The organism is Nonomuraea sp. NPDC048892 (genome assembly GCF_040649735.1).
Taxonomy (GTDB): domain Bacteria; phylum Actinomycetota; class Actinomycetes; order Streptosporangiales; family Streptosporangiaceae; genus Nonomuraea; species Nonomuraea maheshkhaliensis.
This window is the reverse complement of record NZ_JBEZFZ010000034.1, coordinates 83,086-91,088: the sequence shown is the minus strand read 5'-3', so window position 1 is coordinate 91,088 and position 8,003 is coordinate 83,086. Positions and strand designations below refer to the sequence as shown.

Annotated in this window: 7 protein-coding genes; 4 read left to right on the top strand and 3 right to left on the bottom strand. The window is 71.3% G+C overall.

The genetic code is table 11. The annotated features are described in order from the left end of the window. Positions 1 to 256: 256 nt before the first annotated feature. Positions 257 to 1,309, top strand: a complete 1,053-nt coding sequence (locus tag AB0C28_RS50230) for an AI-2E family transporter (RefSeq protein ID WP_358083664.1) — start codon at positions 257 to 259, stop codon at positions 1,307 to 1,309. Positions 1,310 to 1,395: 86 nt separating this feature from the next. Next, a complete protein-coding gene (locus AB0C28_RS50225; protein WP_358083661.1) occupies positions 1,396 to 2,052 on the top strand; it encodes a maleylpyruvate isomerase family mycothiol-dependent enzyme in 657 nt (218 codons plus the stop codon). Positions 2,053 to 2,067: 15 nt separating this feature from the next. Here the strand turns inward: AB0C28_RS50225 and AB0C28_RS50220 are convergent, their stop codons facing one another. Together AB0C28_RS50220 and AB0C28_RS50215 are read right to left on the bottom strand one after the other, a co-directional pair. After that, entirely contained in the window at positions 2,068 to 2,910 is an 843-nt protein-coding gene (locus AB0C28_RS50220) for a DUF6597 domain-containing transcriptional factor (RefSeq protein ID WP_357858098.1), read from the bottom strand. A gap of 19 nt (positions 2,911 to 2,929) precedes the next feature. Continuing rightward, positions 2,930 to 3,784: a hypothetical protein gene (locus AB0C28_RS50215; protein ID WP_357858095.1), complete on the bottom strand. Its 855-nt coding sequence runs from the start codon at positions 3,782 to 3,784 to the stop codon at positions 2,930 to 2,932. A 320-nt stretch (positions 3,785 to 4,104) separates the two neighbouring features. Between AB0C28_RS50215 and erm the strand changes: the two genes are divergently transcribed. Continuing rightward, positions 4,105 to 4,926 carry a 23S ribosomal RNA methyltransferase Erm gene (gene erm, locus AB0C28_RS50210; protein ID WP_357858092.1) on the top strand — a complete coding sequence of 274 codons (822 nt, stop codon included), beginning with the start codon at positions 4,105 to 4,107 and terminating at the stop codon, positions 4,924 to 4,926. On the opposite strand, the gene AB0C28_RS50205 is transcribed toward erm, so the two are convergent. Next, positions 4,915 to 6,306 carry a hypothetical protein gene (locus tag AB0C28_RS50205; protein ID WP_357858090.1) on the bottom strand — a complete coding sequence of 464 codons (1,392 nt, stop codon included), beginning with the start codon at positions 6,304 to 6,306 and terminating at the stop codon, positions 4,915 to 4,917. The genes erm and AB0C28_RS50205 overlap by 12 nt on opposite strands. 117 nt (positions 6,307 to 6,423) lie before the next feature. Between AB0C28_RS50205 and AB0C28_RS50200 the strand changes: the two genes are divergently transcribed. Further along, positions 6,424 to 8,001 carry a molybdopterin-dependent oxidoreductase gene (locus AB0C28_RS50200; protein WP_357858087.1) on the top strand — a complete coding sequence of 526 codons (1,578 nt, stop codon included), beginning with the start codon at positions 6,424 to 6,426 and terminating at the stop codon, positions 7,999 to 8,001. The last annotated feature ends 2 nt before the right edge of the window (positions 8,002 to 8,003 follow it).

Genomic DNA, 8,003 nt, shown 5'->3' with positions numbered 1-8,003 from the left:
GTTCAAGTCCCTGTCAAATTGACCGGACTCGCTCGACCTGCGGGAATTAAGCGCCGCCCCCTTTCGGAGACAACCCCTCAAACTTACCAGCCGTTTCGAGTGGACGCGCACGCCGCACCGTCGAGGTGGAGTCTGGAGGTGGCCCCCGAGTGAGTCCGGCGATCACGCCGTCCTCGTGGGACTGGTGAACTCTATGTACGCCTCCGGGAACCGTCAAATCGATGGTTCGCCCACACGCCAGGGGTAGGAACGGGGCGTGCCAGATCGATCCGTGCCCCGGGCGCTCACCATCCTCGTGGGGGCCGCCGCCGCGGTGGTCGTGCTCTTCGGGGTCCGTGAGGTGGCCTCCATCGCCGGCCCCGTCGTGCTGGCTCTCGTGCTGGTCATCGCGGTCTCCCCGGTACGGGCCCGGCTCAGCGCCTGGAACGCCCCCACCTGGGTGCAGGTCGCGGTGCCGTTCTTCATCGTGGTGCTCGTGCTGCTGGCCATGGTCGGAATCCTCACCATCTCGGCCACCGAGCTCGTCTCGCTGCTGCCGTCCTACACCCACCAGTTCGAACGCCTCCTCGCCGACGCCCAGCACTGGGCCGTCACCCACGGGCTCAGCAACGAGATGCTCGCCAAGGGGCTGGAGGTGTTCGATCCGGGGCGGGTCCTGGGGCTGGCGCAGAGTCTGCTCGGCAGTCTGATCGGGGTGTTGTCCGCGCTCTTCCTCATCGTGGTGCTGTTGCTGGCGATGTCGCTCGACGCGCCGATGACCGCGAGAATTCTCGCGACAGGAGAAGGAAACCGGCCGCAGTTGGTGACGGCATTGGCCACGTTCGCCCACAAGACACGGCGTTATCTGATCGTCTCCACGGTTTTCGGGCTGATCAATGCGATTCTCGACATGGTCGCGCTTTCCCTGCTGGACGTGCCGCTGCCGTTGTTGTGGGGTGTGCTGGCGCTCATCGCCAATTACATCCCCAACATCGGGTTCGTCATCGCGCTGCTGCCGCCGACGATGCTCGCCCTGCTGGACGGCGGTGTGCGGACGATGGTGCTCGTCATCGTGGCCTACACCGTCATCAACGTCGTCACGCAGTCGTTCATTCTGCCGAAATTCCTGGGGGACGCCGTGGGGCTGTCGACGACGATGACGTTCATCTCGCTGATCGTCTGGACTTTCGCCCTGGGACCGCTCGGCGCGATTCTCGCCATTCCGCTGAGTCTGCTGACGCGCGCCCTGCTGATCGACAGCGATCCGAACGCGAAATGGGTGCAGGGTCTGGTGTCGGGCAAACTCCCCACCGCGGGGACGGGCCGCTGAGGCGGCTTCGCCGATGAGCGATGATTTCGTGCCGTGGCCGAGGTCCGTACCATCGACCGTTCCCCCGAGCCCGCCCGAGGAGCCCTGTGACCCACGACGAGAAGCCGTCCGGCCCTGGAGACATCTGGCCGCTGGTGCATGCCGAGCGGGTGGCCCTGGCGGCCGATCTGGCAGAGCTGACCGATGCGGCGTGGGCGACGCCGTCGCTGTGCGCGGGGTTGAGCGTGCGTGAGGTGCTGGCGCATCTCACCTCGTCGGCGAGCCTGAACGGCGTGCGCTGGCTGACGGGTGTGATCCGCTACCGGTTCGACTTCGACAAGCACGTCGCCGTACGGCTGGCCGAGCAACTGGGCGCGACCGGGGCCGAGACGCACGAGAGGTTCCGCCGCGTCGTCACGAGCACGACCAAGCCGCCGCTTCCGGTCTTGGCGCTGCTGGGCGAGACGATCGTGCACGCCGAGGACATCCGGCGGCCGCTGGGCCTGCGCCATGCCTACCCGATCGGCACCCTCACCCGGGTGGCCGAGTATTACCGAAGATCCGATCTGGTCGTCGCGGCCAAGCGGCGGATCGCGGGGCTGCGGCTCGTCGCCGACGACGGCCCGTTCGCCACCGGCTCAGGGCCGCTCGTCTCCGGCGGGACCCTGGCGCTGGTGATGGCCACGACCGGGCGTTCGGGGTACTGCGACGAACTGGACGGTGACGGGGTCGAGATTCTGCGGGGCCGGCGCGACATGAGGTGAGCTCGGGGCCGCCTGTCAGATGAGGCGGCTCAGCTGTACGCCGCTCAGGCGCTTGACGTCGTTGGCGAGGTGGGCCTGGTCGGTGAAGCCGGCTCTGACCGCCACCTCCGCCGGCGGGACGCCTTCCCGGGCCAGTCTCAGCGCGCGCTGGAAGCGGACGACGCGCTGGAGGGTCTTGGGCGCGTAGCCGAACGAGGTCACACTGCGGCGTTGCAGCTGGCGTTCGCTGTAGCCGAGGTCCCAGGCCACCTGGGCCACCGAGCGCCCGCTGCCCAGGGCAGTGGCCATGGCGCGCGCGGCTGGGTCGGCGGGAGCCGACGCCAGACGTCTGCCGACCGCCGCCCGCATGACCCCGAGCCGCGCCTCCGCTTCCGCGACGCGCGTCGACGGAGCGACGCCCCTCTGCGGGGGGCCGGTGACAGGGGGCGGGCGCCGAAGGGTCTCGTCGGCGCGGTCGGGGAGGCCGAAGCCGGGGCTCTGCGGGCGCCACTGCGGCAGCGGCGCGGGCGGCGGGTCGAGCAGGTCGGCGAGGAGGGACTCGTGACCGGGCAGGTCGGTGAGCGGGACACGCCGGTCGCGCAGCTCGTGGAGGGGGACGCCGAAGAAGTCGCCGACCGCGCCGGGCCGGAAGCGGATGCCGACCATGGTCTCGCCGGACGCGACGGACGCGGGCATGGGGCCGGTGTCGGGGCCGGCCACGAAGAGGCCGGACGCGCCCCAGATGAGGTCGACGCAGGCGTCGGGGACCACGAGCTGGGTGAACGATGCCTCGCTGATCCGGTGCCAGCCGCAGGCGATGCGGTCGGCCAGGCCGGGGCCGGGGTGCCGTTCGGCGTACATGCCACCAACGTACGTCACGCCTCCGACAGGAACCGGGTCAGCCGGGGAGTCTCCCGTACGCGCGCAGCGTCTTGAGCCGCTCCATCGTGATGTGTCCGCCCCATTCGTGCTCCAGCAGGGGTGTCCACATCGCCCAGTTCGCCGTCCAGCCCCCTTCCTCGGTCTGGGCGGCGGCGAGCGCGTCGAGGTGGGTGTCGAGGACGTCCTGCGCGAACAGCGGCAGCCGCAGCGGCGCGGGCGCGAAGTCCAGCGGGAAGTGCACGTGCCCGGACGCGGCCAGGTCGAAGGAGACCATGGAGAGGAGCACGTCGCGCACCCGCGCGAGCTCGGCCGCGGCCCGCTCCCGGTCGGGGACCCGGTCGAGGAACGTCACCACGGCTTGGGCCTGGTAGGCGCCGGGCTCCTTGAGCTCGGCGATCCGCGACCAGCAGAACTCGGTGGCGGGGCCCAGCCAGGGATGGTCGACCCCGTGCTCGTGCAGGAGCGCGGCGATGGCGGCGGTGGGGACGAGGTCGCCCGGCGGGTCGTCGTCCGTCTGCCACCAGGGGGCGCGGGGCGTGTCCATGACGGACGGGAGCACCCACGGCACGCCGCCGTCCGGGGTGGTGATGGAGGCGAGGTAGTCGCAGGCGGCGGTCACCATGGGCGAGTCGAACGCGTCGATCTCGTCCAGGATCCAGAACGCCACCTCGACGGGTTCCGGCTGGCTGCCCGCGCCGCGCAGGTCGGGCTCCAGCGCGTTGCCGAAGCCTCCGTCGGGGTTCTGGTAGCCGCGCAGCGCGTCGAGCACGCGTTCGCGCGGCCCGCCCCGGAACATCGCCGCGAAGCGCAGCCGGTCGATGAGTCTTCCGTGTCTGAGCAGGTACTGCTCGGCGCGATCGAGTACGTCCATGTCGGCATCGCCCTTCTGAGGAGTCCTTCTGAGGAATCCTCTGAGGAGTCCTTCGAGGTGGGTATGTCGCGAAGCTATCCGAGGGGTCGCGGCGGGCGATTGTAGAAACCGGACGCGCTTTTATTGCGTTGCCCGCCGGGAAAGCCCCTGCCTACAGTGACCGGCATGTCATGCATGTACTGCTGCCAGGTCTTCACGCGCATCCGCCACAGCCGGGCTCTGGCCCGCTAGCGGACGCCACGACCTGAACGGAGCGTCCGCAGGCGCGCCCAGGGCCCTTCGAGACCCGATGAATCTCGAGGACCCGGAAGGGCAGTGCTGTGGCGCAGAACTTCGCGCACGGAAACTATTCACACACCCAGAAGAAACAGGCCAGGAGCAGCGGCCGTTCGCCCGTGGATCGGGCGCGGCGCACGCTGTCGCAGAACTTCCTGACCGACGGACATGCCGTCGAGCTGATGATCAAGGCCGCCGCGCCCAGGGGGCTGGTGCTGGAGCCCGGTTCTGGCCCTGGCGTGCTCACCCTGGCGCTGGCCGAGGCGGGCGCGCGGGTGATCGGCTACGAGATCGATCCGCGGCTGGCCGGCCGACTGGCCTCCCGCACTCGCGGCGATTCCCGGATCGACGTGGTACGGGGCGACTTCACCGCCGCGCGGGCGCCGCGTGAGCCGTTCGCGGTGGTGGGGAACATCCCCTACGCGATCACGTCGCGGATCGTGGACTGGTGCCTGCGGGCGCCGGCCCTGACCTCGGCGACGCTGCTCACGCAGCGGGAGTACGCCCGCAAGCGCTCCGGCGACTACGGCCGGTGGAGCCTGGTCACGGTGGAGTCGTGGCCGTGGTTCTCCTGGCGGCTCGGCGACACGGTCGGCAGGGAGAGCTTCCGGCCGGTGCCGTCGGTGGACTCGGCGATCCTGCGCGTGGAGCGCAGGCCGCAGCCGCTGGTGTCCGGCGGCCGCTCCTACCGGGAGCTGGTCGAGCTGGGCTTCGGCGGGCTGGGCGGCTCGGTGCGGGCCTCGCTGCAGCTCCGGTACGACGGCGTGGACGCCGCACTGGAGGCGGCCGGGGTGGCCCGCGACGCCGTAGTGGGCCACGTCCACCCCGACCAGTGGGTCACGCTGTGGGGGCGCCTATGCCGGTGAGCTGATCTTGGCCGTGGCCGGCCGCTTCAAGGCGCCGGTCAGTCCTGGGACCGTCGCGACGCGGCGGCCCCAGGGCATGGCCAGCGCGAGCACCGGCAGCAGCACGATGGAGGCCCGCGACCAGTACGTGTGCTGCAACCACCAGCCGTTGGTGTCGAACTGCGTCATGACGAGATAGCCGTAACCGGCCCAGATCGAGCTGCCCAGAATGGCCGCCCAGGCCCACTTGGCGGGCCTGGCGACCAGGAACGGCATGAACCACAGCAGGTATTGGGCGCCCAGCCGGGGCGTCAGGACCATGAAGACGAGCAGGATGGCCGTGGTCATGTCGATCGGGTCGGCCCGCCGCCAGTAGACGATGACGAGGACGACGGCGGCGTAGATGAGGTTGGTGCCGAACGAGGCCAGCTCGGGCCGCAGGTCCCAGCTGCCGCCGGTGAACCACGGGGTCCAGCCCCATTCGCCGACGATGGGCCGGATGTCGCGGATGGTGTCGATGACCTGGGGGATCTGGTTGAGCGATGTGCCGGCGAAGACCGGCAGCGTCACCAGGAAGAAGATCGGCAGCAGGCCGGTGGTGAACAGGGCGGCCACGCGGGCGCGCAGGTTGGGCAGGAGCAGCAGCATGCCGGGGATCAGCCAGATCGGCCAGCTCTTGGCGCACAGCGCCAGGCCCATCAGCACGCCGGCCAGCGCGCCGCGCCGCAGGTGGGCGCGGTCGTCGTCGCCGGGCAGCAGGGCGCGGTGCAGCATGCCGCGGCGGCCGATCACGCGCGGGACGGAGCGCTTGATGCCGTACGCGGCCACGCCGGCGCGGACCTTGGCCACCACGTCGGTGACCATGCCGGGCCGGTCGGGGTCGCCGGGGCCGCGGGCGACGACGAACGCGGCCACGCCGAACACGAGCGCCACGGGCTCCACCTGGCCGTGGACGGAGGCGATGAGCACGGCGAGCGGGTTGAGCGCGTACTGCAGGGCGCGCAGCGACGCCTTGGGGCCGCCGGCGAGCTTGGCGACCAGCGGGATGAGCACGATGTCGGCGACCACGGTGACCAGGCGCCCGGCGTATTCCCACGGGATGCCCAGCCACAGCAGGATGCCGTAGACGTAGGGGATGGTCGGCAGGAAGTGCCAGCCGCCCTCGCTGGCCAGCACGGGGTCCTCACCGCGCAGCACTGCCTCGCCGGCGGGCTTGAAGCTCTCCATGAAGTCGACGGGCTGCCAGGAGTCGATCGCCGAGGTGTACATGATGAGCACGCGTACGGCGACGCCCACGAGGATGGCGACGATCAGAGGAGGCCGCCAGTCGCGCCGTTGGGCGACGAGGGCGAGCACGACACCGGCTACGAGGACGATCCCCGTGAGAGCTGCGTAATCCATGGCGGCATCTAGCCTGCCGTACCCCGGACACTGCCGCCACCAGGGCTTCCAATTCTTATCCCCGACATGCCGACACGTATCCCGATACGAGATCACCGTCTGTGTTGAACTTTTTCCATGGGGGGATCGCAGGTCAACCAGGCACTGGTCAGGCTCTACTTCGAGGTGAGAGATGGGCTGCGCGACCCGGTCGCGGCCTGGGCGAAACTCACAGGCAACTCACAGCAATACCGGCGTGCTCGGGGCGAGAGACGGGTGCCGCTGGACGACGGCACGGCGGCCGAGCTCGCGGCGGCGGCGATCGTCTGCACCGCCACGCGGCACGGCCCCGAGCGGGTGGCGGCGCTGGCGACGTCGCCGCTGGCGGAGGTGGTGAGCGGGCTCGGCGGCGCGGTGCTGACCGAGCATCCGTGCGCGCCCGAGCAGGTGCTGGGGCCGTCCTTCACGGGGCCGGGGGCCGACGACTGGGCGCGGGCGGCGTACGTGCTGCTCTGGGGGGAGAACAACCGGCTCGTCCGCACGCCGGGGACGCCGTGGGTGATCGCCGGGCGGTACAAGGGGCAGAAGGTGGTCGCGATCGGCACGCATCCGACGCGGCTGTCGGACGAGACGCTGGTGGTCCGGCCGGGCACGGACGGGGCGCTGGCCATGGCGATGGGGCACGTGCTGCTCAAGGAGTTCTTCCTGGACCGCACGCCGTTCGACGGGCACGCCATGGAGCGCACTGACCTGCCGTGCCTGGTGCGACTGCGCGGGCGCGAGGACGCGTACGTGCCGGGCGAGCTGACGGGCGGGGCGTGCGGGCGGCTCAGCGTGTACGGCGGCGAGGCGGCGGAGGTGCTGCTGCCGCGCTTCGACGACGGGCCCGGGGTGCTGCGGCGTGGCGTGCCGGTGCTGCGTGACGGGGACGACCTGGTGACGACGGTGTTCGACCTGCTGCTCGCGGTCTACGGGGTGGCTCGTCCCGGGTTGCCCGGGGTGTGGCCTTCCGGGTACGAGGACCGGGCGGAGCCGTACACGCCGGCCTGGCAGGAGGCGTACACGGGGGTAGCCGCGTCGCGGGCGCTGAAGACGGCGCGGGAGCTGGGGGTGACGGCGGAGAAGACCGGCGGGCGGTGCGTGATCGTGCCGGGGCGGCTGGAGACGCCGCACGCCGACACCGCGTACCGGGCGATGCTGGCCCTGCTGGTGCTCACCGGGTGCGGCGGCGGGTGGGCGCAGGCGGGCGGGGCGGGGATCCCGCTGGTGCCGTACCTGTGCCTGCACGCCTGCGGCGAGGACCGTTCCGACGTGGGGGCGCTGAGCTGGGCGCTGGCGGAGGGGCTGTTCGCGCGCAGGACGGCGCGCTCGGTGCTGCTTGAGGCCGTGGCGGACGGCTGGCCGATGGCGCCGCCGCCGCGCGTACTGGCGTTGCCGCGGCCGATCTATCCGCTGCCGCCGGAGGTGGACCTGCTCATCGGTCCGGACGAGCACTGCGACCTGTCGCCGCCCGAGCCGGGCCTGCTGGCCGAGGCGGTGGCCCGGCTGGCCGGGTCCCGTGCCCCGGCCGAGGCGGGCGGGGCGCGGGAGGAGCGGCGGATGCGGCTGCTGGTGGACCACGCCTGGATGCACGAGTACGGCGAAGCGCTGCCCACCTACCGGCCGCCGGGGCTGGGCCTGCCGCTCAAGCCGACCCAGCTGGTCCGGTTCCGGTAAGC